Here is a 582-nt window from a genome sequence, read left to right on the forward strand (position 1 = left end):
ATGCGGCGACCAGGTTGAGCGCATCGTTCTATCCGGAACAGGTGGCTCATTTTGAAGAGACGTTCTTCGCGGCGCTCGATGGTCTCCACGATCGTGTTGAAGCCGCGGTGGATGCCTTCAGATATGATAACGACGGCTGGAAGTGCTTCAGGGCGATCACGGGCGAGTACGATCGCTTTCTCACATTCACCTCGTATCTCCTTGGTCACCTGAATGGCCTGGGCGGGGAGGTTGATCTGGCGCCGAAGTTCAAGGAGTTCCTGCAATCCGGTAATTGGCTGGCGAAATACATCATCGGTCTGGACAAGACACTTGAGAAAATTTGGAACAAGTACGGCGAGTGGAAGAGCTTCGAGGAATTCAACGGAACAGGTGAGTTGGTCTTGTTGCTTGCTGCAACCGATGGCGTTCACCTCACGGCCGATGGGCTGAGCATCTACTGACCTGTTGCCAATTTTCCCGATGCAGTGCGCATAATAGGGCGGGGCCAAGCGCGGGCGCCCCTCCGACCACATCCCTGAGTATGCAGACCAGGCCGCGAAGCTTTGCCGGCTCGGCGCTACCGACAAAGAGATCGCCGAC

The 582-nt window shown here is 56.5% G+C and carries 1 protein-coding gene; it reads left to right on the forward strand.

The window, feature by feature from the left end; all coding sequences use genetic code 11:
• Nucleotides 1–443: hypothetical protein (locus tag ACFFWD_RS36575; protein WP_376973973.1), on the forward strand; the 443-nt coding region annotated here is incomplete at its 5' end.
• Nucleotides 444–582 lie beyond the last annotated feature (139 nt).

It is taken from the genome of Bradyrhizobium erythrophlei (genome assembly GCF_042430365.1).
GTDB classification, from domain to species: domain Bacteria; phylum Pseudomonadota; class Alphaproteobacteria; order Rhizobiales; family Xanthobacteraceae; genus Bradyrhizobium; species Bradyrhizobium erythrophlei.